This window comes from Cerasicoccus frondis (assembly GCA_031296915.1).
Taxonomy (GTDB): domain Bacteria; phylum Verrucomicrobiota; class Verrucomicrobiia; order Opitutales; family Cerasicoccaceae; genus Cerasicoccus; species Cerasicoccus frondis.
In genome coordinates, this window is sequence record JAVDPC010000031.1 from 1 (window position 1) to 26572 (window position 26572).

Annotated in this window: 12 protein-coding genes and 1 pseudogene; 7 read left to right on the top strand and 6 right to left on the bottom strand. The window is 55.2% G+C overall.

The genetic code is table 11. The features are described from left to right. Positions 1-111: 111 nt before the first annotated feature. The 6 genes from RBB63_RS19220 to RBB63_RS19245 form a co-directional block, all read right to left on the bottom strand. Positions 112-444 (bottom strand): hypothetical protein, encoded by a 333-nt coding sequence (locus tag RBB63_RS19220; protein WP_309386717.1) that lies wholly within the window; start codon positions 442-444, stop codon positions 112-114. A gap of 683 nt (positions 445-1127) precedes the next feature. Next, on the bottom strand, positions 1128-2720 hold the full coding sequence (locus tag RBB63_RS19225; protein WP_309386718.1) for a reverse transcriptase domain-containing protein: 1593 nt from the start codon (positions 2718-2720) through the stop codon (positions 1128-1130). 255 nt (positions 2721-2975) lie between these two features. Next, positions 2976-4610, bottom strand: coding sequence for an SWIM zinc finger family protein (locus RBB63_RS19230; protein WP_309386720.1), 1635 nt, complete (start codon positions 4608-4610; stop codon positions 2976-2978). Then, positions 4607-7747 (bottom strand): hypothetical protein, encoded by a 3141-nt coding sequence (locus RBB63_RS19235; protein WP_309386722.1) that lies wholly within the window; start codon positions 7745-7747, stop codon positions 4607-4609. Before RBB63_RS19235 ends, RBB63_RS19230 begins: the two co-directional genes overlap by 4 nt. A 188-nt stretch (positions 7748-7935) precedes the next feature. After that, positions 7936-14427, bottom strand: coding sequence for a GH92 family glycosyl hydrolase (locus RBB63_RS19240; protein WP_309386724.1), 6492 nt, complete (start codon positions 14425-14427; stop codon positions 7936-7938). A gap of 242 nt (positions 14428-14669) precedes the next feature. Then, positions 14670-15389, bottom strand: coding sequence for a PEP-CTERM sorting domain-containing protein (locus RBB63_RS19245; RefSeq protein WP_309386726.1), 720 nt, complete (start codon positions 15387-15389; stop codon positions 14670-14672). 707 nt (positions 15390-16096) lie between these two features. On the opposite strand from RBB63_RS19245, the gene RBB63_RS19250 reads away from it, so the two are divergent. The 7 genes and pseudogenes from RBB63_RS19250 (at position 16097) to RBB63_RS19280 (ending at position 26564) form a co-directional block, all read left to right on the top strand. Continuing rightward, complete coding sequence (locus tag RBB63_RS19250; protein ID WP_309386727.1) at positions 16097-17641, top strand: NAD(P)H-binding protein; 1545 nt, start codon at positions 16097-16099, stop codon at positions 17639-17641. Between the two features lie 87 nt (positions 17642-17728). Further along, a complete protein-coding gene (locus tag RBB63_RS19255; protein ID WP_309386728.1) occupies positions 17729-18418 on the top strand; it encodes a lipid-binding SYLF domain-containing protein in 690 nt (229 codons plus the stop codon). After that, positions 18415-19089: a SanA/YdcF family protein gene (locus RBB63_RS19260; RefSeq protein ID WP_309386730.1), complete on the top strand. Its 675-nt coding sequence runs from the start codon at positions 18415-18417 to the stop codon at positions 19087-19089. The genes RBB63_RS19255 and RBB63_RS19260 overlap by 4 nt, the downstream gene beginning before the upstream one ends. Positions 19090-19189: 100 nt before the next feature. After that, entirely contained in the window at positions 19190-19894 is a 705-nt protein-coding gene (locus RBB63_RS19265; RefSeq protein ID WP_309386732.1) for a lipid-binding SYLF domain-containing protein, read from the top strand. A gap of 758 nt (positions 19895-20652) precedes the next feature. Beyond that, positions 20653-20967: pseudogene (locus RBB63_RS19270) on the top strand (DNA-binding domain-containing protein); the annotation flags it as partial. Beyond that, on the top strand, positions 20941-21336 hold the full coding sequence (locus RBB63_RS19275; RefSeq protein ID WP_309386785.1) for a DUF4469 domain-containing protein: 396 nt from the start codon (positions 20941-20943) through the stop codon (positions 21334-21336). The pseudogene RBB63_RS19270 and the gene RBB63_RS19275, both read left to right, overlap by 27 nt. 743 nt (positions 21337-22079) lie before the next feature. Next, positions 22080-26564, top strand: a complete 4485-nt coding sequence (locus RBB63_RS19280) for an NACHT domain-containing protein (protein WP_309386734.1) — start codon at positions 22080-22082, stop codon at positions 26562-26564. The last annotated feature ends 8 nt before the right edge of the window (positions 26565-26572 follow it).

The window sequence follows — 26572 nt, forward strand, 5'->3', positions numbered from 1 at the left end:
GATGCTTCACTCCTTTTTCAGCCCCGACAGCAGAGGCAGCATAGAATATCCAAGAGTATATCTGAGCTTCAGTCATTTATTTCGCAGAATGTCGAGCTCTGGCACGGCGCGTTAGCGACGTTGTCCAGTAGCGACTGGTTCGCTCCAATTTTCCAGAAAATGTCTCATCTTAATCACATTCTTTTCATTTAATCTGCGAGAGAGTCCCGCTTCGACTACAAAATAATATGCAAAAACAAGAGGGGTAATAATTAAACTAGCCACTAATCCTGTCCAGAAGGTGAATGCTGCAGCTTGGAGTAGAATCGCGCTCAGAGTGGCAACAACTGACGGGACCTGAACCGAATCCCTGAAGTCTCGGTGTGCTCTGTAGAATTCTTTCAGGATTTCCTTTTTTTCTTCTTCAGGAAATGGACTTAGAATCTTTGCATATTGTGATTTCATTCTATTCAGCGAACTTAAGTTATACATGAAATCCATCATGTACAAACTCATCTGTGTTTTGATATAATGTTGGCTCAATAGGCCTATGAGTCAAGGACTTAGGATATTTGATTATCCGAACTCGTGATTTTTAAGTACGCGAATTATCGTGCGAAACATGAAATCACTTCACCTGACGTTCGCGTACATCTTTGACTCGGTGAAAGGGGGGATCAGCAGGTCGTGATCAAGGCGGCTCGCAATTGGAGTACGAGCTGGGCGTCATTTTGACACAAAGCGACTGGGCAGCCGCCAACTAGACGCAATATGCTCACAAAATTCCCCTCATAAGCCTTTTCAAAAACAACCGCTCGGGTGTTGGCGGAACAACGCCTCGGTTGTTGCGCTAACATAGCATGGGTTGTTGGGTAAACATAGCACCGGTTGTTGCACTAACATAGCATAAGGCTTTTTCAAAACACAGCATAAGGCTTTTTGAAAAAGAAGCAGTAGGCTTTTGGGAAACACCAGTATAGGAAACGTTCTTTTGAGTCAGTTGCTTCGGTTGGCGTGCTTTTACGCGCTTGAGACGACACGGAGCAACCGTCCCTACCCCATTTGGTAATCGCCAAGGTGAAGCGTAAAATGGCCACGCAAATCTGGCGCCAAGACTTTGCCAAGGGAACGTCGCGCTACGGGAGCGGTCAGCTTTTCCAGAACATCAGCTTTTCCCAGAAGGATTTCTTGGGGGTTGGCGGGCCGGAGGTCTTGGATGGCAAAGGTGGCGGTGACGACTTGCCTGACTTCGTTGGTAATGGTGGAGGCTGATTGGAAAGCTGCGGGGCCGGGGGAATCTTAGGCTTGGGCTCCGGCTTGGGGCGGCGACGGTATTGCTCCTTCTGGCAAATGGCGGCGACGCGGGCCTGGAACGCCTTGCCCTTGGCCGGATCGACCATGGCAATAAAGTCCGCATAGCCGGTGATGCGCTCGAGCAGGTTGTCAGTGTGGCCCTGCCAGGACTTGCCTGCGGGGCCGTCTTTTTCGATCTGAAACAGCAGCGCCTTGAACGCGCGCAGCTTGCGCCGCTCGACGCCGAGGCCTTCATTGACCACGATACCCGTCACCTCCTGGCGCATGCCTTTGCGCATGACGCGGAGCTTGTCGGGGTGGAGCACGAAGCCCTCCTCCTCAATGATTTTGCGCGTCTGCCAGAGCATGCGGCCGAGGTCCTTCACGGCCTCACCCGAGGCGGACAGCGTCAAGTCGTCAGCGTAGCGGGTAAATTGAAAACCGAGCTTTTGCGCGGCGCCCTGCAGGCGTCGGTCGAAGCGGCGGCAGATGATGTTCGTAATCGCCGGGCTCGTGGGCGCGCCTTGCGGCAGCTTGCGCTCGCCCTGTTGTATAAACCACGACTCGCCGTCCATCTGCGCTTCCTGAATCTCCGGCTCCGTGCAGAGCAGCGCGAGAATCGTCGCGATCTGCTCAGAGTAACCGAGCTTGCCAAACAGGCCTTTGACGCGCGGATAGGTGATCGTCGGGAAGAAGTCTTTGAAGTCGAGGTTGATGACGACGTCCTGCCCAACGTGGGCCTGGGCGTTGCTTTTGATCGAGCGCTCCGGCACGAAACCATGCGCGTACTCGCTGATGTCGAGCTGGTAAAGCAGCGTGTGCAGAATCCAATATTGCAGGCGCTTGAGGCGCGGCATTGGCGCGGAAATCTTACGCATGCCACCGGACTTTTTCGGCAACAGAAAGCGGCGGTAGTGACTCGTCTTCGCGACCTTGCGGTGAAAGGACAAGAACCGCAGCTGGCCGACGCTGATGCCCATGGCGACCGCCAGCGACTCGGCATCCATGTAAACCGGCAGCTGGTTTTGCGCGAGTAAGTCGGGCCGCGTCTGGCGTTCGTTGAGGCCGCCCGAGACGCCCTCGCCCAAATAGATTATATCCTTGGCTTGGGTTTGCGCCCAACGCTCGGCGCGGGCCTTGCGCTCGGCCTCGCGGCGCAGCTTGTTCTGCTTTTGCTTTTCGCGGGATTCCGCCATCCGCTTTTTGCGGATATCGGCCAGCAGCTGCTCGCGGTTTTGCATGCGCGCCGTGCGGCGGTAGAGCTCCTGCAGTTCCTTGGTTAGCGCGGCATGCTCCTCCATCCAGTCATTGGCGAGCTGCGGCGCCGGAGTATCGGGCTTCCAATAGCCGAGGCGGATCATTTCCTCGCGGATAACCGCGTCTTTCGAGCTCTCGCGGATACGCTGGTAGAGCTCCTCTCGGCTGGATGGCTGACGGTTAAAGATCATGCGGCAAAGGCAACAGGGGAAGGTCCGCGACTTTCGCGTAGTCTCAGGACTGGGCCGATCAACTCAAGCCGCCCGTCACCTATATCGCTGTTTAAGCGCATGGCGCTTGAACAGTAAACGCGATATAGGTGACAGGGCGGCACAGTCGCGATTGGACCAGTGATGCGTCGCAAGGCTGGATGCATGAACGGCGATCCACCGCTCGGATTGCAAAGTCTCGCGGACCTTCCCTCTGTTAAAAGTGTTTTCAAAGAATCAGGACTTTCGCTGATGCGCAATCCGGAGCGCGAGCATGTGCTCGCAAGGCCCCTGGCGCAATGCGTTTCGTTGAAAAAAGTTACAGTTACATTGCCCCACCACGATCCGCTCATCGGCGTCGATGGTGAGCTTCGTTTCGTGGACGCGGCCATTAAAGTTCGTGCGCCCCTTCATCTGCTTGCGGCCTTGCTGGTCCTCCACCCAAACTTGAGCAGCGCCAGCAGCCACCAACTCGTTGGCCAGCGCCTCGCGTTCATTGGCAAAGCGATATTGATCCAGCGCGAGCGGTTCGCGGCTAAGCTCGCGCACCCGGTAAACGCCGTCATGCGCATCGAAGATAACCCGCCCGGCTTGCGTGAGCAGTGATAAGGCGCCGAGCACAATGCTGCGGTCCAGTCCGAGGCGCGACGCCAGCTGATCCGGCTCGGCAAACCATGTAGCTTTGAGCCCGGCGTAAACCTGATCGACCGTGTGCTGATCGACTTGCTGGCGCGGCGCCATGAGGTCGAAGTTACCCATGCGCGACCAGTCGTTGGCGGTCCACCCGGAGATGCCAAGCGTGTAAATCATGTTGCCCAGGTCGGCCTCGAAAAACGACGGCATGCCATAGCCGAGCAGACGCACGGTGAAGCGTTTGGCCACCGGCACAAGCCGCTGCAAGGTCAACAAACGGCGCCTGCCCCAAATGCGCACTTCGGTCTCCTCGCTGCCATGATAGATCGAGCGCGGGCAGCGCACCTCGTAGTTCCACGGGTCAAAGCGCAGGGTGACGGGCTGGCCCGGCTTCAGGATAAAACGCAGCGATCGCGGCCCAAGTTTTTCCTTATGCCGCCGCAGCATGAAGCAAATATTGTGGACGTCCATCGGGTGGAGCTCCACCGTGGCCGCAGGCAGCGTCATGGCGGAGCTCACCTGCAGGAAGCCACGAACCCAGCTGTCGGGCAGGTCGATTTTGACTTCCTTGTAGGCGTCTTCACCCTCGGTCTTCGCCTCGAATCCGCTGGGATCGATCACGAACTGCGTCGTCTTATAGCCGCGAATTTTCTGGAACTCCTGATAGAGCGAATCGGAGTAGTCGATGTTCGTCGTGCCGCAGGCAAACTCACCCACGTTTTGGAACACGTCGTATTTGCAGGCCAGGCGGCCATAGGTGGATTCGTCCTGGCTGAAGCACTCGAAGAACACGCAATCGGGGTGCACGGTGATCACCGGATCGAGCACGAACCAATAATCTTTATTCACCTGGTAGAGGTGATTAAAATACTTCTGCCGCGCTTCGTAAAACGGCTGCATCACCACCGCACGCTGGGAGCGCATTTCGATCAAGCGGTCGTTCACCTCGGCCATGCGCGCTTGCGCCTGCTGGCCCTCGGCAACCGCTTCGGCGATCCAGATATCATCCTGCTCCAGGGCCCACGCCTTGTAGTCCTCGCGGTCTTTGGGCTTCCAGCGCAGGTCGGACACGACCACATCGTGCAGCGCGGAAATCGCTTCGCGAAACGGCAGCTTGTGCGAGAGCTCGCCCCGGAAAAAAGTGGGCTCGCGCGTGGCGTCCGGCACGAAGTTCATGCCCGTGCCTGAGGCGCTGTTGGAGACCGACGACGAGCCGTGGTATTGGTAGTCGAAATTCATCGGGCGGCCTCCGTTTCAATGAGCGTTAATGGCGACTCCAACCCGGCGTGCGCGGCTTGCAGCGTTGCCATCGCCTCGATGCAGGCCGCCTTATCGAGCACGGAAACCGTCGCCGAGTGGCGGCCCAGAATGCGCATCACGATCGCTGCGGCCTCGCGCGACTGCGCGCCCTCTTTTTGCAGGAACGCGAATACCCGCGTCTTGGCGATGCGCCCCTGATCGATGAGCGCGAGCACGGTCACAAAAAAGTCTTCCAGCTCGGCCAGGCGCTGCGCATTGCCCGCCGCGTATTTCTCCAGATAATTGACCGCAAATATCTGCATGCTCGCCGCCGGGTGCTGGCTGAGCCGCAGCAGGTAGCGCGGGCCGTCTTCACTCTTAAAGGTGCGCGTGATCAGCTCTTTGCCGTAAGCCTGCACCTTGGGCGTATTGCTGTCGCAGAGACTGACCAGAATTTCCGGCGTCCACTGCGCCTCGGCCACGTTTTGGCGCAGCCAGTCCATGGCGAACGCCTGCGTGTCGTCCCAGGGAACATCGACCAGGCGCACGGCCTCGGCGAGTTCGTTGAACACCGTCGCCGCATTGGCGCGATACCAATCGCAGACCGCCGCGCGGACGCGCTGGATGTCGTTGCCACCGAGCTCGACGCGCTCGCGCATCGTCAGTGAGTCGAGCCCGCCGTGGCGCTGCAAGATTTCCCAGCCAAGCTCTTTGCCCGCCGGGTAGGGACAGCGGAGCATGCGCAAGGCATACTCGCCCGGCACGCGATCGAGGAATGGCGTCAGGTGCGCTTGAATCAGGCGCAGCAAATCGTCGTGCAGGCCGGGGGTGGATTCGCGGCGCAACAGCAGTGGGTAATACCGCTCCAGCAAGTCGCCCCCGAAGTCCGGGAAGCGCGCCGCCAAGCGCGCCACGACTGCCTGCACCGCCTCGCGAATTTCCGCATGCGACGAAAGGCAAAGGCTGGCCACGACGTCCTGGCGCTGGGCCAGTTCTTCATCGCTGAACCGCGCAAACAGCTCCGTGCCAATGCGCCGCGCAACGGGCGATGCGCTCTCGATGAGCAGCGTCAATGTGCCCGACGGATATTCCGAGGGGCCGCCCGGGCGCGCCTTTAAAAACGATGCCGCCAGGCCATGGTAGGCCGCGTCCGGCTGGCGCAGCAGATCTTCGATCACGCTGAAGGGCAGACGCCCGATGGCCGGGCCCGCGACGGCGTCCAGTGCTTCGCGCACGGCGTCGATGCGCTCGGCGAAGCCATCGTCGGCCGCGGCATCAATCAGGATCGAGACTACCCGCGCCAGGGCGATGTCCCATGCTGATTCGCTGAGCGAGTCCGGTTGTAAGAGCTCGCATGCCGTCGCACGCACATCCGCGTAGGGAGAGGTCAGCAAGGCGGCGGCAAACAAACTCTCGGGCAAAAACTTTTGCGGCTGCGCGCGCACCCAACCCAATGCCGTTTCGCGGGCGCGGCCAAGTGCGCAATCCAGCAAGGCCAAGACGAGCTCGTAGGACGGCTTCTCGGGGTTGAATTGGACCGTGGCGATGTCCAGCGCGAGCGTCTGCGTTTGCTCGCTGGAGCGCGCCAGCCAGCTAATCAGATCGGCCACTTTCACACGTGGCGCAAAGGCTTCCAAATTGGCGCGAAAAACACGCACGGCAAACTCATGAACACGCTCACAGCGGGACTGCGCGAGCAGGCGGATCACCGCGTCCGGCGCGTCGTCCCACAGCTCTGGGAAGGCTTCCTCACGCTGGTCAGGCGGGGGCTGCCCGGGGCGATAGCCACTGCGGCATTTCCACTTGAGGCGATTCTTGGCCAGCTCGAAACGCGGGCTGTTGGCGTGCAAGATCTGGTTGAATGCCAGGAACTCAGAATAGGCATCGTAGTGCGTATGTATCGTCACCACATTGCGCCAGCCGCCACTGTAGTCATAGTTCGTCGTGTTGTAGGGCTGCTTGGCGTCGACGTCGTCATCGAACTGGAGCAGCAGCGCCGTGGCCATGGCAACATAGTCTGCGCTGCCGGCGTCTCCCAGGCGGTGGATGCTTCGCGCCGCGCGGCGTCGAAAGGCCGTCCGTGTTTTGTCCGAATAAGCCAGACGGCTGTTCGGCTTTTTAAGCTCCTTGCTGACCTTGCGAATCACCTGCCCGTCCTGGTAAACGGTGTCTCCCCAGAGCGGGGAATTGTAGTTCTGGTAACTCGTCTCAAAGCGGTAGCTGAGCACCGCAAATAGCTGGGCGTCGCGGCGCAATTCCGCCGCCTTGAACAGCCAGCGAATCGCACGGAACAGATTACTCCGTAAAGGCGCCTGCTGACAAAAGAGCGCCATGCCCGCGCGCACCGGCGGGTGGACCTCTCCCAACAGCGAAACGATGTAAAGGAAATCACAGGCCTCCTGGCTGCGCTGGCAAACCTCAGCCAATCGCATGGCCAATTGCTCAGCCGTGGCGGTTAGCGCTTCGTCTTTGAGCTTCGCGGGCAGCCGTTTGACCAACTGCTGCGCAAAGGCCCGTTGTTCGGCAGCCAGCAGACAGCGCATCAGGCCCTCGGCGGCGACGCGTTGCAAATCGTCGGTGGGGAACTTTGCTTCGTCAAACGTCTCGCGAAGCAGGGGAATGGCGTCCGCCGAACCCAAACGCGCAAGCGACCAAAGCAGCGAATAATCGTGGAAGTGTTCGCCCTTAAGCCCGATGCGCAACAGGTGAGGAACCGCTTCAACCAAGTCTAATTCCCCTGCGCGCCAAATAATGCGCGACAGCTTCCACGACGTGCGCGGCGAGCGCCCGTCTGCCGCAGCTGCCAAATGAGCCAGCACCGTGTCCGCGCGTGGATTTGCATTTATATTTGGCGTCGGCTCAGCGATAGGCGTTGCCACAGGCTCGTCTGCCGCAGTGCTTTCCTCACCGTCCGCAGGCGTCTGCAATGCTTCCTGACTCGTGGCATAGCCCGCCGCCAACTTCTCCTCGACCAGGGCTTGAAAGATCCGCTGCGCCTCGGGCAACGCGACCGGAAATACCGTGCGCGAGCTCTCCTTGTAAACCGAGCCCAGCTTACCCCATCGATAGTTAACGACGTACTCGCCGTCACCATTATCGCACAGGTCTACCTGATACAACTGAACAGCGCCCCCCATTTGGGTATAGAGAGTCGCTTGTTCAATTAGTCGCACTCAGACGACGCTGTTGCTCATGAAGGCATCGTCAAGCATCGATATATCAATTGCCCAAAAGTTTCGTCTGTGGACAAAACGCCCCCTCTAAACCAAACCGCTCCTTCCCGAAGGAAAGAGCGGCATGAAGGTTTAACGATCGAATGAACGCATCATTCAGCGCTTTGCATGAGCACCGCATCAGAAGTGTCCGGCGACCACATAAAGAAACCTGCCCCGTCGGTATCGACGTCTGGCTCGACTTCGATGATATCGATGGCTTCCCATGAGTGTAAATCAGGGCTATAGAGCAGCTGCAGTTTGAGTTGGATCTGGCCTTCGTCGCCAAGTTGAATCACCGGACGATCACCCGCCAAGCCAACAATGGTGGACGAGCTGAAGAGTCCAAACTCAGTTTGCAAGTCCACGTTGTCGCGCAAGGCGTCCAGCAAGCTATCCCGCAAGTCCGTATCCTTGACGGTTGGGTCGAGCCCAAGCTGATACTCCACACCATCATTAAATAAGTCGCCATCGCTATCCGCCAAGGTCGGGCTGGTATGGAGTTTCTGTTCGTCCAGGTTGTTCAGGCCATCGCCGTCCACATCGTCATCGGCGTCATACACGAGGGAACCAAAGTTAGCTATTTCCCAAGCATCTTCCAAGCCGTCGCTATCCGAATCGACTGCATTCGAGGCAATGGCGAAGTCCCCCTGATAATCAAGGCGCGCCCAGACAACATTGTTGGCGGCGTCGACACCCCAAACACCCACTGCGTCATCGGTGCTAGGGCTGCGGAATACCGGCTCGGCAATGAGTTGCCCCAACGTCACGCTCGCTGCATTTACCCAGTCACCCGGGTCTGAGTCCGCGTCGTCAGCATCGATGAATGCGACTAGATTCAATTGAGCTTCTTGCGAGGCGGACAGCTCACTGTCGTCGTAAGAGAGACTCAGCGTGTAAGCGTCACAGCGGTTGCGAACCGGGTCGTTCCGCATGCCATGAATGCTGGCGATGTCAGACGCCAACTCGACCCCTTCCGCATCATACCACTGTGATTGCTTTACCCATCCAATGGTAATGTTGCGGTAGAGACCGAACGTTTCGCTGTCCACGGTGTAATAAGTCGCATCACTGTTAGTTCCATCAGCAACTCGCAGACTGGTTCCGACAAAGCCATCTTTGTCCGGCGCGGTGTCGATGATGTTCGCGTCATTGTAAGCGCCTTGCGCCGCAACGTTGTACTGCCCACCATTACGGGAATACGTATAAGTATCCCAGATCGACCATTCGGTGAAAGAACCGTCGTCATGCTCGGGCGTCATCCAGTTGTGCATGGTGACAAAGTCGCCATTGATCTCGATAATCTGAAACGCAATCGGCTCGCCCTCAGTGTGCGTGCTGTCGACCAGATGGTTGAGGCGTTGATCATCTGCCGGGAGTCGGGACAGGCTGTAGAACTTTTCCGATGCCGATCCGCAGGTGATGTAGAAGAACTCCGAACGTGCGTCGTTGTCCAAATCCACCGCCATGGAGCGGTCGTAGATATGGTTATGCCCCGCGAGCCAACCATCGATTTGATACTCTGCACATGCTTCGATAAATGGCTCTGGACCAGTGGAAATGTATTCCGTCATGGCAGGGTGTAGAGCCATCGCGAACAGGCCAGTGTGCGAGAATGGGAAGATATGCGCATCCGGATGTTCGCTGCGAATCTCCGCCAGTTTTGCGGTGATCCATTCACTGTAGTTCGTGTCCGTGCCGCCATCCCATTCGTCGAGCGCGATCATGAAGGTGTTGGCGCCTGTATCAAAGACGTAGGAGTAGTTCTTGTAGTTCGGCGTATCCACACTGCCGCCGGGCACATCCGTAGGATCGATCACCGCGCCTGCGCCCTCGAAGAGCCAAGGGAACGCCGCCTGCCAAACCCAGCTCAAACTACTCGTCAAAGAGCTGGCCAATGAATCGTGGTTACCGCGCACCGGATAATACTCGATGCCGCTGTTGCGCAGTGGCGTGACCATTTGCGTCTTAAGCAACTCAAGCTGCGAAAGCTTGGAGTCGCCACTTGAGTTGCCGTCGGTTACATCACCAACTTCGATCACGAACGATGGGGCCAGCTCGATGAGCTTGAGCGCAACGGCATTCGCTTCGTCAACCGGCACGCCATTCGTCGTGCCTTGCGTATCAGGAATCACCCCAAACCGCAGCGCATCGCCCAGTGAAGGCAGTGGCGCACGCAGCACCTCAATCGCCTCATCTACAACGATGTTCAACGTAAAGCTAGCGGAGCCATCTTCATTATCGGTGACTGAGATCACGAACACACTCGTGCCAACATCCGCAAAGTCAGGCTTACCGGACAGAGAACCATCAGGATTGACCACCAGCCAATCCGGGCCGCTTACTTTAGTGTAATACAGCGTATCGCCATCGGGGTCAGTCACGTAATCATTGAGATCGCCGGCATAGCCGCTCAGCGCACTCGCGTTGACCTCGGCCGTCACCGTGTTGCTTTGCGGCACTGGCGCCAGCTCTGCCAGGTTACTGGTGTAAATAGTGCAATCGCTGATCGTTACCGTATCCGCATCCAGATTGTTTCCAACGCGGAAACCGACGCGATTGAAGGTCGATGCGTTCGGGCTGGAATCCGATCCCGTGAAGGCGCTCAGCAACACACCATCACTCTCGCGAATCAAGGCAGCATAGTAATCCATCGTGGAGTTTTCCGACCAGGACAGCGTCATGATCAGCCGGTAGTCGCCGTCCTCAATCGGCGCCTTGGGCAAGCTGAAAGTCGCGAGCTGCGAAGCGCCCGTGCGATTATAGAAAGCCTGGCCACTCGCCGAGGATTTGCTAAAGAGCGCGGATGTCCCAGCATCATCAACGCCATCCGTTACGGCGAGATATCCCGACCAGACGTGCGAGCCTTCCGCACCGGAAAAGAGCCCCCAGGCAAAATTTTCCGCAGAGCCACCATTGTCACCAGTCAAGCCGCTGAAGCTCACCTGCGCAGTCAGCGTCAGCGTTGCGCCCGCCTGGTTTAAGACCACCTCTTCAAACGGCGCAAAGACAGCGGAACTCCGAGCAGAGTCCGTTGAACCGCCCCAGGATGGGGAGTCCGTTTCGGCGCCCGTCAACGGAGCTGATCCCAGTGCGCTGGCCCACTCACCCTCCACGGCAAAAGAGTCATCGTAGTTGGTCGGCGCCTGGAAGTCTGCTCCCGTTCCCCAAGCATTGGGGTAAGCGCCCATGACCAACTCCAGCGTTGAGCCATCAGTGAAATCTGCATGGTGGACAACTGCTTCATCCAGCGTCTCATCATTGAGCTTAGCCGATTGAATGTAGTAGTTTTCACCCCCTGCATTCTCGGCCAGAATCGTAAAGACGTTGCCATTAGACGCATGGAATGACACTTCTGGGATGCGCGGTCCATGTAGATAGTAGACATCCTGCGTCGCCATGGGGAAGAAGCCTGCCGTGGTGAAGAAATACAAGGACGACATGGCGCCGGAATCTTCATCTCCCGGATAACCATAGTCGCCGTAGCGCAGACGTAGCTGCGACGCCCAATACGACGTCAGGTATGGTCGGTGCGCGTAACCGAACAGGAACGTCGTCTGGAAGCCAGGCTCATTCGTGTAGTCGATGTAGCTGCCATTGCCCTGCGCCAAAGCGAACTCCAGACGCTGAATGAAGCGCGCGCGCCCGCCCATCAACTCGACTAGCTCATCACGCTGGTGCGGCACGTTGAACGAATAGTTCCAGCTAGTGCCCTGATAAAAGCCACTCGATGAAGTTGCCGCAGAAGAGTCGAACGTTCCATTACTGCTGCGGGCCTTGATGAAGCCCGTGAAGCCATCGCTGGCGGCGGATTCATCCCACACGTTACGCCAGTTTTCAGAACGGTCGCGCAAGAGCTCAGCTTCGGTCGAATAGCCAAGGCTTTCAGCGATCAGCGAGGCGCACCAATCTCCATGCGCAAAGCCAAGAGTGGACGAAGCGGAAGCGAGGCGGAAATCGTAGCCATTGGCATTGCCATCGGTTGCGACATAGCCGAGGTTGCGGTATTCAGGCGTGCGGCGCGAGGCGTTAAACTCGAGCAAGTCCCAGACCTTCTCCCAATCGATGCCTTCGATCTGCTTGACGAATGCGTCCGCGATCACGCGATCCACTTCGTCGCCACCTTGGCCAACTTGATAATCCTTGCCTTGAATGAACGCGGTTTCGGCAACGCCATTGCGCTCGAAACGCTCGGCGAATGAATTTACGTTCGCGGCGACTGACTCTGGCCGCACGATGGCGAGCAACGGATAGAGCGTGATCCAAGTGTCCCAGAGCGTGTATTGGTCATCCCAAAATGGCGCATCCGCCGGCCAACCTGCCGGATCGCCAGTCCGGTCACGCGGCTGGATCAGGCTGTGATAAAGCGCAGTGTAAAACAGGCGCGCTTCAATCTGGCTAATGTTCGGCGTTGCAACCGTGCCCAACGCGTCATTCCAAGCTGCTTTTGCTGCAGCCTCAACCGCATCGAAATCCCAACCGGCATTTTCGTTTTCAAGGTATTGCTGGGCCTTGGCCACCGAGTCGAACGACACGGCGATCTTCAAGCGCACGACCTCGTCTTCGGTCGTATCAAACGTCAGCCAGCCACCCAAACGTTGGCGTGTTGCGGTGGACGCCGTTAAAACGCCTTCACTCGCGCTCGACCCGATCCATGACCCGCCGGAAGTCGGCGTACGGTCCACCTTCGCGTAAAAGTATAGATTGTAAGCGGCCGGGTTCCAATTGCCATCAAACTCTCCGCCGCCGCTGATGGTTCCATTCTCCAAATCGATCTCCAGCGAGCCACTGCGCATACCGCTGCTGCTGCCCAATTTGCGGGCGACGTCGAAGTTAATCCGCGCATCCGTCGAGGCCGGGAATTCAAATTCGTAAATGGCAGTGTTCGCTGTCGGCGCGAGAGCAAAATCAATGCCCCAGCGACTGAGCGTTCCTTTAAAGGAATAGGGATGCGCCTCCGCATCGACTAACACCGAAGCGTGATCATCCTCATCGATGTCCAGGCCAATGCGCGGCGAAACAAGGAAGTTCCCGTAAGAGAGAGTTGAGGAGCCTGCGCCGGTCGCGTGTATCTGAGCAAAGCCGACCACCGAGCTGCCCGCTGCATAGCCCGACGAAGCAGCCGCATCCGTATTGGGGCTGGGGTAAATAGACGACTGCGGCAAACACGCCCCCGGAGGGCAGGAGCCCGCCCCAATCGCCCCAATCCAGACGTCGACCAAGTCCGCTAATTCCGTATTCGGGTCCACTACCGGATCAGGCAAATCCTCATCCAGGGTGCGCCCTGGGTTTTGATACAATTGCAGGGCCTGCGTATCATCAATACGTCCCGTGTAGACTTGGAAATCGTCCACATCTCCGTGGAAGTCATGCAGGATCGCGCCGTTTTGCAGCAACGCGCCAATCGTAAAATACCGCAGCGGATTAGTGGTAATTGCAACCCCGGCATCATCACTGCCGACCAGCTCGCCATCAAGATAAACAAAGCGGGTATTTTCCAAAAACACCACCACCACATGACGCCATTCGCCCGTGACGACATCTTGGCCAGTCGCGATTTCGCCCACCGTTTCACCATTGCGCTGCCAGGCAAACAAGGCGCGCTCACTCTCATGGCGAGAGGCAACTTCAAAGCCGGTCTCAAAGGTATCTGGGCTTGTCGAATCCGTGCTCATTCCCCAAACGGAATCGATTCCATCCGCCGCTTGGGCTGGATTTTGGCGAATCCAAAACGCCAAACTAAATGGACGGAATACACTGTAATCTCCCAGGATGGACAGCTCGCTGCCTTGGCTTAAATCCGCCAATAAAAAGTCATCCGAGCCACCCAGGCTGACGTAGCCACCCACAGCGCCATCAGAGCCAATGAACTCAACGGCGTCTCCGTTGGCCGTCAAATCCGCAACACCAAGAGCGTCCGTCGCGTCGCCATCAAAGAGGTAGTAATGCGCCAAACTCGCCTCAGCCGCAGGGTCGGGATATTGGTTAAAGCTGAGGTTATCGATCGCATGGCGCCCGTTGGAGCCATAAGTTTGCGAAGTCAGATCGAAGGTTAATGTGTAGCTCTCGCCCAACTCGCCGGTGAACTCCGGCTCAACCGTAACCACCGAAGTGCTCGTGCTGGCGTTGTTCATATTAAGCGTTTCGCTCCACACCACGCTGCCCTTGGAATTCGTCAGCATCAGGTTCCATACCGTCGTGCCACTCGATTCCTGCGTGTGAACGAAATCAAAGGAATTCAGCACGACGGCGTAACCCGCGTCGGCCTCAAAGGTGATCGTATGGAAATCGATATCAAGCTGCCCTACCCTCGGGCTACCGCCTTCATTATCCCAATCGCCGCCGCCCACGGTCTTGTTTTCCAAGTTGTTGAACCAGGAGCTCGTGTGAATGTCCCACTGCCCATCCCAGAGCAAGGTGATGTTGGGCGTTACGCCATTGGTCACGACATAGCCGCTGCCATCCGCCGTGGCGTTGGAAGCGAGGTTTGACGGGATCGAGGTGTTGCTGCCCCCCAATTGACCAAAGCCAATGATCGTCGCATGGCCAATCGAAGCAGCGCCAGCGAGCACGCCAAAGGCGAGAAGTAGAGAAGAATGTTTCATATCAAAATTATTCGCTAAAGGATAAAATCCAGCAACCTGCCCTGACAGCCATTGCCAGCCTGATCCGCCATCATGGAACCTAAATAAACGCTCTGTAGATCAGCGTAATTCACTCGAGTGAGACAAGGCGCACCCTGCCAATCACTATGACTGGTCCATGACCTCAGAAGAGAGTTCGCGGTGACGGACTCCAACCGCCACCGCGCGCTCACTAACTAAGCGATACTAAGCTGCTAAAAAGGTTAGTTTGCCTGCTGTTGACGACGGCGCAGAAGCGGGACTAAAACGCACAAGCCCATGATCGCGGCTACCGTCGAGGGCTCGGGAATGACACTCGTCTGACTGAAGTTCAAGTTGTCAATGCCATGGCGGCCATTGGAACCGTAGCTTTCCGATTGCAGATTGAACGACAGCGTGTAGCTCTCACCAAGCAGACCAACGAAATCTGGAGTGATCGTCAGGATGGAGGTCTCAACGCTCGAATTATCCAGAGTCAGGAATTGGCTCCAGACGGTATTATCCGCAGAATCAGTGAGCGCCACATCCCAAGTCGTCACGCCCGTACTCTCAGCGGTATGGCCAAAATCAAATGAGTTCAGGACCAGCGCAAAACCGCTATCCACATCAAACGTGATGGAGTGAGAACTCGAATCAAGCTGCGCAATGCGATTGGCGCCGCCTTCGTTATCCCAGTCGCCACCGCCCACAGTCTTGTTTTCCAAATCATTGAACCATGAACTGGTGTGGACATCCCATTCGGAGTCCCAAGTCAGAGAAACATTCGGCGTGGCATCGCCCGAGACAACGAATCCGCTGCCGTCGGCGCTCGCGTTAGAACCAAAGTTGGTCGGAATGCCAGTATTACTGCCTCCGATCTGGCCGAAGCCAAGTGAAGTCGCGTGAGATACGCTGGTAATCGTCGCTGCAAGCGCAGTGGCAAGGAGTTGAACGTGGAATTTCATTTCAGGACTGATAGCTATGTTGAATCGAGGATGTGTGAAAAATTAATCAGACCTTAATCGCCCCGAAGTCCCTTTGGTCAACTAACAACTTTTTCCAACCTCATTTCTTTGCTCCGCCGTGACACAAGCAACCAAACAGACACAAACGTCACAGCGTTATGCTTAAATCTACACACGACCGAAACAATTAGTTCACTGAATGCTATATCTATATAATACTAATAGCGCATCCGTTTAAAATAGCACAAAACAGAGAGTGCGCCTGGAGTTCGTCACGGCAAATCAGGCTTCAAGCATCGCCAGCGATCAATTGGCGGAATCCGCACACATCTACTATTCATCAGGCATTTCGATCACCTCCCAAAGAAATTCCAACGTCTCCTTGAAACAGACCTCGCGACAACCAGCCTGAGCCCAACCACTTACCAACAATGGTTAAACCTAATTAAATCCCACATTTACCACAAATGTTATCCCACACACTAAAAACAAGAATCCCTAACAACACACCCCAAATAGAGAATCAACAAACACCCCATCAACATCAGTTAAAACACTTAGCAGTACCGCTAATCTGAGTAACAAAACCGACACAATCATGAACGACTCAGTTGGAGAAATCCCAGCGAAAGCACACCACGACAGGCTACACAAAAATGCTGATGCTGCATTGACCCAACGCTTGCGGCGCAATAGTTTGGTGGCAAATGGGCGACACGACTGCCAATGAGCACGCGCGCAGCGTCGTGCAGGACTTTGCCCCAGATGCGAAGACGCCGCCTGCGCGCCAGCGGGATGAGCAACCCCTGGTGGTGCTCGCCGGAGCCAGCGGCTTTGTCGGCGCCAGCCTGCGCATCGCCTTGTCCGAGCGCTACCGCTGGCGGGCTTTGACACGTTCCGAGGCCATCGTGAACCGCAAGGAAACGCGCGACAACACCGAGTGGCGCCTGTGTGACCTCTATTCACTGCCCCGCGTGGAGGAGGCCATGGAAGGCGCGGACTACGCCATCTACCTCGTCCACTCCATGCTGCCTTCCAGTCGGCTGGTGCAAGCCAAGTTTGAGGACCTCGATTTGCTGCTGGCGGATAACTTCGCCCGCGCCGCCGAAGCAGCCGGCGTGAAGCATATTTTGTATCTGGGCGGGCTAATTCCCGATGACGATTATCTGTCTCCGCATCTGCGGAGCCGTCAGGAGGTCGAGCATGTGCTGCGCAGTCGCGGCGTGCCCGTCACCGTGCTGCGGGCGGGTTTGATCATCGGGCCAGGCGGCTCGTCGCTGCGCATTTTGATCAACCTCGTGCGTCGGTTGCCTATCATGCTGATGCCTAAGTGGACCTATTCGGAGACGCAGTCGGTGGATATCCGGGACGTCATTCGCGCATTCGACATCGCCATGGACAAACGGGGCTTCTGGAACGGCACTTTCGACCTCGGTGGCCATCAGCCCATGACTTACCGGGACATGATTCTGCGCACGGCGACGATCCTCGGGCGCAAACCGCTGGCGGTCGATGTGCCGGTCAACTGGTTTGCGATTTCGCGGCAATGGGTGTCCGCGCTCAGTGGCGTATCCTCGCAGCTCGTTAATCCGCTCCTCGAAAGCCTGAGCCATAGCCTGCGCGCACAGGAGAACCCACTGCTGGAGGCAATACAGCCGACCGTTCCCTTCGAAGATTCCTTACGCAGCGCCGTAGACAAGGATGGCGCCCCCCTGCCCAACCCGCGCAGCCTCACCCAGGCCACCGACGATAAACTCATAAAAAAAGCGCGGCGCGTGCGATCCGTGCAACGCATGCCCCTGCCCTCTGGCTGGGACGCGCCTTACATCGCTCAAGTCTATGGCCAATGGCTGACCGATAATTCATTTCACCTGATCAATGTGCAACGCGATCAGTCGAACACTATCCGCTTCATGCTGCAATTCCCGGGCGTTAAATTGAAGCTGCTGGAGCTGACGCCCACGCCCTATACCCGCGGCGGCGGACGGCGGCGCGCGTTCTACATCTCGGGTGGATTCCTCGCGCGACAAGTCGACCCGCCAGGCCGCTTCGAGTTTCGCATTTTCCCGGAGAACTTCTGTCTGATTGCGGCAATCCACGGCTTTGCCCCGCGCCTGCCCTGGTGGTTTTATGAATGTTCGCAGGCGGTCGTGCACTACTTCGTCATGCAGGCCTTTGGCCGCTATCTGTGGAAGCAGGCCAAAGCCGGCGTGTCCATGCCCGCACCCGAGGAGGTCGAAACTCCCAACTGAAAACGAGCGCGCGCATGGCCGGATTAATTTTCAGGCATACCCCGTTTTTTGCTTACCTTGCAACCAACGACGCCCTAAACTGAGCCCATGATAGCCAAACCAATTACTGCCACCATTCTCGCCATCTCGCTGCTTTCCTCCGCATTTGCCGAAGGCCCGGAGGGTCCCCAACCCAACGCCATGAATGAACTGATCGTGAAGGCCGAATCTGCGGTTAGCCTGATGCAACAATCGAAAACCGCCATTCCCCCCATCGTGCTTCAGGATTGCAAGGGGTTGGCGATTGCCTCGGTGACGCGCGGCGGCATCGGCATTGGCGGACAAAAGGGCGAAGGCATCGTGATCGTGAAAACCGACGATGGTTGGTCGGCGCCTTCAGCGTTTGACACCGGCGGCGGTTCCATTGGCCTACAGCTCGGCGTGGAAACGCTAAGCTATGTATTCGTGCTGAACACCGACGAGGCCATCCTCTCCTTTACCGGCGACAAGGTGGAGCTCGACGCCAAGGCCAGCGCCACTGCCGGACCAGACCACGCAGCTGCGGCCAATGATAAGCTGCCCAAGTCAGACATCTACGTCTATTCCCTCAGTGACGGCGCCTTTGCCGGCGCCACCGTAGGCGGCGTCTACGTGAAGCTCGACATCGACTTGAACAACGAAGTTTACAGCAACATCGTCACCGTGAATCAAATCATCGCTGGTGAAGTCCCGGCGCCCCCCATCACCGAAGGCCTCTACAATCAGATCAACGCCATCATCACCGCAGGCGAAGAATGATCGAGCGCGCTAAACTCATTCGCTGGGCCCGTCGGGGGCTGATTATCGGCGCCTTCGGCGTAGCTGTCGCCCTTGGCCTCATTGCTTACTCCCGCAGCGCCATCAAGCAAGCAGCAGAAGGGCGTGTTGCGAGCGATCTCGACGCCGTCCCCACCAGCCAGGTCGGCTTGGTCCTGGGGACGAGCCCCGAGCTATCCAACGGTCGCCCCAACCTGTTTTTCGAGCACCGTATGGATGCCGCAGCCGAGCTCTACCACGCCGGCAAAGTCGAGTATCTGCTCGTCAGCGGCGCCAACCCGACGCCCACTTACGATGAGAGCACCGCCATGAAGCTGGCGCTCATTAAGCGCGGCGTGCCAGGCGAGCGCATTGTCCGCGATTACGCCGGCTTCCGCACACTTGACTCCGTAGTCCGCGCCCAGGCTATCTTCAGTTGCAAGAGCGTGGTGATCGTCTCCCAGCAGTTTCACATTGAGCGCGCACTCTACATTGCGCAGGAAAACGGCTTCAGCGCCACGGGCTACGCTGCCCGGGACGTGAGCTTCACCACCGGCTTAAAAACACACCTGCGCGAGGAGCTCGCCCGCGTCAAAGCCGTGCTCGACTTGCACGTGCTCAACACCGAACCCAAGTATTTGGGCAAAAAGATCTACCTCGCAACTGCTGATTGACGACCAGCACAATTTGAGTGAAATTAAAGGCTGCTCATCGACTATTTGCCTGCAAATTTCACATTGAGCACATTTCACTAAATCGACACAGACACACGCTATGAAAATAAAGCTAACCATCGCCGCGCTTGCCGCGAGCTTGCTAATAAACGCCGCTCAAGCAGACGACACTGCCAGCGCCACTGACGAACAACTGGAAACCTTCATCACCGAGGCCACCAAGATTTTTGAAAAGAATCAGGCCAATCCCAAGAAGCGCATCCCCGATGAAGTGCTGGCCGAAGCCGACGCCATCATGATCTTCCGCCTCACCCGCGGCGGCATCATCCTGGGCGCCAGCGAAGGCGCCGGCGTCGCCTTCAAGAACAACATCGAAAACTGGAGCCCACCCGCATTTTACACCGTGGCCTCCGGCAGCCTCGGCCTGCAAATCGGCGCCAGCCAGATGGACCTGATCGCCGTGCTCATGAACCACGAAGCCGAAGGCATCCTCGACGATCCCAAAATCAACTGGGGCGTCGGCTTGGAAGTCATTGCGGGCCCGACCGGCGGCTCACTCGGCGCCACCACCATGCCCAAGGCGGACATCCTCCTCTACGAAACCACCAAGGGACTCGACATCGGCGTCGCTTTCAGCGGCGGCATCGTGAAGCCAAATCAAAAGTTCAACGCCGAACTTTACGACAAGGATGACATCGACACGGCCTGGATCCTTGGTAGCCGCGTGCCCATGCCCGCCGCCGCCGAGCCGTTGACCCTCCTCCTGCGCGAGTATTCCTACCAAGCGCCGAAGTCTGCTGAGTAATCATCAGCACACGACGCTCTGCATTAGAAAGTAACTTTGCACCACAAAGCGCCGTCCACCAGGACGGCGCTTTTTTTATTTCCACACAAGCTGACACACCAAAGCCACCAGTAGCATAGGCGTCCCGCCTGTGCGTTACAGTTTGTTGGATATCGGCACACAGGCGAGACGCCCGTGCTACTTCAAACGCCCACCAAAATCCCGAGCAGCTTCACTCCCCTACCCAACCCATCCACCACCACCCCTCCTCCACACCGCCCCTACTCCCCCTCCTCCTTTCATAAACTCCGCGTCCTCCGCGTCCTCTGCGGTTAAAATTCACCACCTGCCCCTCCCACACACACCTGCGTCACCCCCTGGCTTCACCCTCCCCCCACGTCTCAAACTTTTTTCAAAAAAGTTTTCCCAGCCCCTCCAAAATCCCCCTTTCGAGGCCCATTTCACCACCCACTACCACGAGTCAGTATTAGTGAGTAGCTCTCACTGGCTTTCACTAATAGCGAAACGGCGCTTTGCCCCCTCTCCCACCCTCAAAAAGTAGCCAACTGAGCCAATGGAGCCAACTGAAGCAACTGAGCCAACTGAGCCATTGTCAGCTCACCAGTTGCTTGATAATATAAGCGTGTTCCTCGGGCGAAGGCGCCCGCCCAAGGACATCAACTCAAACCAACAACCAAGAACAACCTTCGAACGTTCCAACATCCGAACCTTCGAACCACCACCATCACTACGATAATGAACATCAATACAAACTCCTCCCTAACGCCCTCACCGGCGGCTATGACTACGCGGCTTCGATGAGCCTGGGCGACGCGCTCGACCTCGAGTCCATCATTGCCGACATGGACGAACGCGGCACCACCGTCGCCGAGTCCGAAACCCGCGCCGTGCTGATCGAGTTCCTGCGCGTGATCAAGCGCCAGGTCCTCGCCGGCAAGCGTGTTAACATCGGCGGCCTCGTCCGGCTGTTCCCGTCCATTCGCGGCGTGTTCACCGGGCCCGATGACGCCTACGATCCGTCACGCCACGAGCTCGTGCTCCACGCCGTGCCGGACCGCAGCCTGAAGAAAGAACTGAGCGGCGTCACCGACCTCGAGAAGCTGACCGAGCCCAACATCCTGCCGATTCTCCAACGGCTCTATGACCACGGCTCCGGCTTCTACGACAGCCAACTGTCGCCCGCCAATACCGCTACGCTCAAGGGCGGCCTGCTGAACTACAATCCCAGCAACAACGATGAAGGCCTGTTCCTAATCAACTTGGCGGACCAAAGCGAGACGCGCGTCGAGCAAGTCCCGCACAACCTGCCCAAGGAACTCCTGTTCCTCGTCCCGGCCGACCTGCCCGCCGCGTCGAGTTTTGCGCTCGAGCTGCGCAAGCGCTTCACGGAAAACGGCGCGCTCCGCGCCAGCCGCCTCGAAGCCACGCTCGCCACGGCCTAAGCCAAATCGCTACAGCCGTCAGGCTCCCCCCAACGCCCCCGCCCTCACCGGCGGGGGCGTTTTTTTGGCGCCAATTCCAAGCATCGAAACCCATCAGTGTTTTCCGCCCAAGCCCACTGGTGCTTTTCAACAGAACCCACTGGTGTTTTTTAACAAAATCCACTGGGGCAAACTGACAAAACCCACTGGTGTTTTCTGCCGCAATGCCCTGGTGTTTTGCGACACAACCAACCAGTGTTTTCCAACAAAAAACACCTAAGGGTTCCGCCACAACCAACCAGTGGGTTGCGGCGGAAAACACTGGTCGGTCGCGCCCGGAGTCCCCGTGCTTCCATGCGGCAACGTATTTATGAACCACGAAGGACACGAAGCCGAGTCATCCTCCAGCCATGCACATCGTCACTTTTCACTGGGCCCATAGGCTGGGACAAACCTACACTAAACTTACGCCTCAAATTAAAACGTCTCGCTGGTGGAGGGCAATGCTCCGTCATCGCCGCACGTCTAGATGGTGAATGCGGAGAGGCAATCGCGGCGATGATGGACCATCGCCCTCCAGTCCATTCAACAGCCGTGCAAGCGGCAAGACGCCGTTCTACATCCTGCCTCATAGCCCAATTCATATAACGAAATTACTATTGCGTTGAGCAGGAGGAACCACACGACTATGCAAAACATAACTACACTTCGATGGTATTTATAAATGCTTGAAAATCTTGAGCTATACCATTACTCAAATCCAAATGAGCAACTTACCTGGAGGACCTGCTGACAAGGCAGGGAACAGCTATGAAGACCTATGGGGAGTGCACGCAATCGTTGAGATTCTATGGGGTAATGCTCAGTCTATGAGAGTTGAACCACCAGGTATAGATAAGGCTGAGTTTTACGTCCAATACGCCGGATACAAAGAATTCTGGCAAGCAAAGCGGCAGAAGTTAAACGCAACCGATTGGTCCCTCAGCGCTTTAAAATCCAGCGGTATCCTAGATTTTTTTAAAGCTGAAGCCTCCAAAGGAAATAGATGCGTTTTTGCCTCTTCTACTTCTGCGCAAGAATTGAAGCGTTGGAGCGAAGATGCCAGAGCTGCAGCTAGTTGGTTAGAATTTAAAGAACATTTCCTGAAAGGGTCTACCCGCCAGCAAAAGTTCCGTATGTTACACCAGCTAGTCGCATATGAACGTGAAGAAGCTACGTTTGGCTTTCTTCAAAACGTGTATGTCCGAATTAGCGATGAAATACTTATCGAAGATAATTTACTCAGGCAGTTGAGTATAAAATTCAGTGGCAACCCAAAGACAGTCTTAAGGCTGCTAAATCAACTTTACTCAGAAAGCACTCACAAGGTGCTCGATCTAAACTCCATACTTGCATACTTGACCGAGAATGGAATTTCACTGCGCACTCTCGAAATCTCAGCCAGTGTTATTGATCAGATCGACGCCCTTACCAACAGTTATGTGAGCGGACAGCGTTCAAAACTAATAGGTGGTAGTTTAATAGCTCGATCCTTCGCCGGTGATATAGTCGAGCAGATTGCCAATGCCAGCGTAGCTCAATCTGTCATGATTGCCGCTAGTGCCGGTGAGGGTAAGAGCGCTGTGATGCTTGATATCGTTGAACAATTACGTAGCAGAGGGATGCCGGTTCTTTCATTTAGGCTAGACAACCTCGAACCAAGTTCTTCAACGACTACCTTAGGACAATCTTTAGGATTAGCGGAATCCCCGGCTTTCGTTTTAGATAAATGCTATCCACAGCAAGATATTACGCTCGTAATAGACCAAATCGACTGTGTCAGCTCAGTGTCAGGAAGACACCCTCAATTTTTTGAGGTGCTTGCAGCACTAGCTAATGAAGTAAAGGCGTTGCAACACAGGCGCTGCATACATCTAATCCTAGCCTGCCGGAAATTTGATTACACATACGATAGCCGAATAAAATCACTTCTACCTAGCGGGCAAACGCCAATCGAAATTCCATTACTTTCTTCTGATGATGTAAATCAGGCCATAGCCGCTAGTGGAGGCGACCCAAAACGCCTATCTCCAAAACAAGCAACACTACTACAGACAGCTGAAAACTTAGCGACATACATAGATGCTGGACTCAGCACCAGCACCGACGAAGCTACATTTAATACCCAAACCCAGCTATATCATAAATACTGGACTCTAAAGCGTGTAGCCGTCATGGCACGTCTAAACAATAGCCTTGACCAGTGGACGCAAGTGATCAGCCGACTTGCAAACGTCATGAGCCAACGGGAGGAATTATCGGTTCCACGTTCAGCACTGGATGAGTTTTCACCTAGCTATGTAGGCGCGCTAGAGAGCGAAGGTGTCATTCGGCAAGAAAAGAACCGTTACAGCTTTCGACATGAAAGCCTTTTTGATTACTGCTTTGCGAGAAGCACTGTCAACGACTCCGTAGAGTTTATTGATACACTAAAGTCTAGCACACAAGAGCTCTTTAGAAGAGCGCAGCTACGCCAAATTTTAACATACCTTCGAGAGGAAGACACAGACAGATATCTTAAACAGGTCAGGGAGTTATTAGCCGATCAAGCAATTAGGCCACACCTAAAAATTCTAACGCTCGAGCTAGTTGGCAACTTCGCAGATACAACTAGCGATGAGCTAAACATTTTCCTCCCGTACATCAATGGTGAGCTAGAGTCGAAGCGGCTTAGACAGGTGAATCCCAATAAGCTTCAATCACGCGCGTGGGGCGTGTTTACTGGCTCTAAAGCTCTATTCACCGTAGCACATGACGAGGGCAAGCTTGAGCGGTGGCTCGCAGATACCAGTGATGAAGTGTTAGACGCGGTCGCAGGGTATTTAAGCTGGCAAACAAAATCGCATGGCGATCGTATCGCAGGCTTGATAAGTCCATATATTGAACGTAGCGGCAACTGGGACCATAGATTGCTCAATATAATGTATTGGGTTTCAGACAGCTCTAGCCGCCCACTTTTTGAGTGTTACTTGAGGCTAATTTCATCCAGCAAGCATAATGGTGCGAATAGTAACTTCTGGAACAACTTGTATCGGCTAATGAAGGTAAATCCTGAATGGTATTTAGAAGCCGCAGCACGATGGCTAGACAGGCAATTAGTCATTGCGCTAGAAACAGCAAACAGTCATCCAACACGCTTTAATGTGAATAGGGCGAATGGAGCAAAAGACGTAATAGATTCCGCCCGTCTTTGCCCAGAAGCAGCAATCGACCACTTGGTGCCCGCTATTATCAGAGTGTCATTAGCCTTACGGCGAACATCAGACAATGGCTTGGATGGCGATACGGTTTGGTCAGTTCGCTGGCCGCTCGATCACCCTAGGATTGGAGACGCTTTGGTCATTGGTTGCGAAAATGCGATCCAGGCACTCGCTGAAAAGAATCCCTGCAGGCTAAAGGAAGCAGTCAAATATTTAGCACAGCATCCAATCCAGGTCGCTAATAGATTCCTTCTAACTGCATATGCTGCCTTGCCTAAATACTTTGCTGATGAGGCGGTTCAAGCACTCATTGATGATTCGCGTAGACTCTTCTGTGGATATAGAAACTCACCTTACTGGATCGCTCGAACAGTTATCGAAAGGTGCTCTCCATACTGTGATGAAGATAAGTTTCGAATGCTAGAAACCCTACTCTTGGAGTATCTCCCAGATTACGAGCGTGAAGCCAATGCCGAAAGCTATAAAGGTCGAGCTTCCCACACTCTCAGCACAGCCTTAGACTTAACTCGTTGCTCTGAAGGAGGCAGAAATGCAATTGAGGGCTTAAAGGAAAAGTTCGGCCACATAGTAAAGCCACCAGAAATTATAACTGTCCATAGTCGTAAATCTCCCTATACGAATGAATTGCTAAGCCAATACTCAGACGAAGAATGGCTAGCATCCATAACAAAAAACAACAAAGAGACTGTTCCATACTTCACGAATGACTCAAATGAAGTAGATGCATATGATTTTTCCGGCCAGATGCGTGAATTCGCGAAGAAAGAGCCGCAACGCTTTGCTCAAATTGCTTTGAGGTTTTCGGAAAATACGCCTCAGTGCTATTATCGCGATATTCTTTATGCATTACGTGAGGTTGAAGTGGAGGACGGATTGAAAATGGATGTAGCCAGATTGGTGTTCGGGCTTTCATCAACATCGTGTATCATGGCGGCACTTGACCTTTTAGGAACACTAAATACATATCCCCTCCCAGATGATGTAGAGGAATTTATTTCAGGCATGGCTCTAGAGCATTCCGATCCAGACGAAAGCCGTATGGAGAATTTAACTAGCGTGGCACTCAACTCCGTCCGTGGCCATGCACTTTCAGCAATCGGATATTTAATCAGGAACAATCATTCACACTTTCAAAATTTCGAAACCACGATTACGAGCAGTGTAAATGACTCACATTTAGCCGTGAGGATTGCGGCGTTAGATACCTTATTTGCAATAGCCCTAACTGACCAAAGCTGGGCCGTTAACTCATTCATACATTTATTGAATACGGATGAGAGAATCTTTAAGGGGCATCGGATTGAAACCTTCATCAGATATGGACTAGACGAACACATATCAGCGTTCTCACCAATAATAAGGCGCATGCTTGCCACAACAAATGATGATGTAAACCAAGCTGCTGGTAGACTCGCCTGCCTGGCGCGCTTGCATCATGATGATATGGACACTCTAGCCCAAGTAGCAATAAACGGTAATGAGCATTGCAGATTTGGCGCTGCTCAAGTGGCAGCAAGCAACGTAACCTCTCAGGATTGCCGTAATTGGTGTGAAACAACATTATCTACTCTTTTTCACGATAAAGCTGCTACAGTCAGGCAACAAGCAGCTGCCTGCTTTCGTGAGCTCTGGAAAAACCCGGAATTGGATCTTCGAAAATTTGAGCAACTAATTCAGCGATTCATTCAAAGTCCTGCATTAGCAACTGATCCCTCATTTCTGCTTCATGCACTAGAAGAAACGCAACAAACAATGCCCATCTGTTCTTTAGACGTATGCGAGGCCTTTGTATTGCAATGCGCTGAGCAAGCAAGGGACATAAGCACTTCCATTGCAGTGGATGAATCTAGAGTCGGTAAAATACTATTTAAAGCATACTCACAGTTAAATGGTCAACCTGAACGTACGAGAGCTCTTGATATTATCGACGCTATGTGCCTAGAGGGGCTTTCCAGTGTGAAAGGGCACTTGGCTGAAATAGAACGATAGCCAACAAA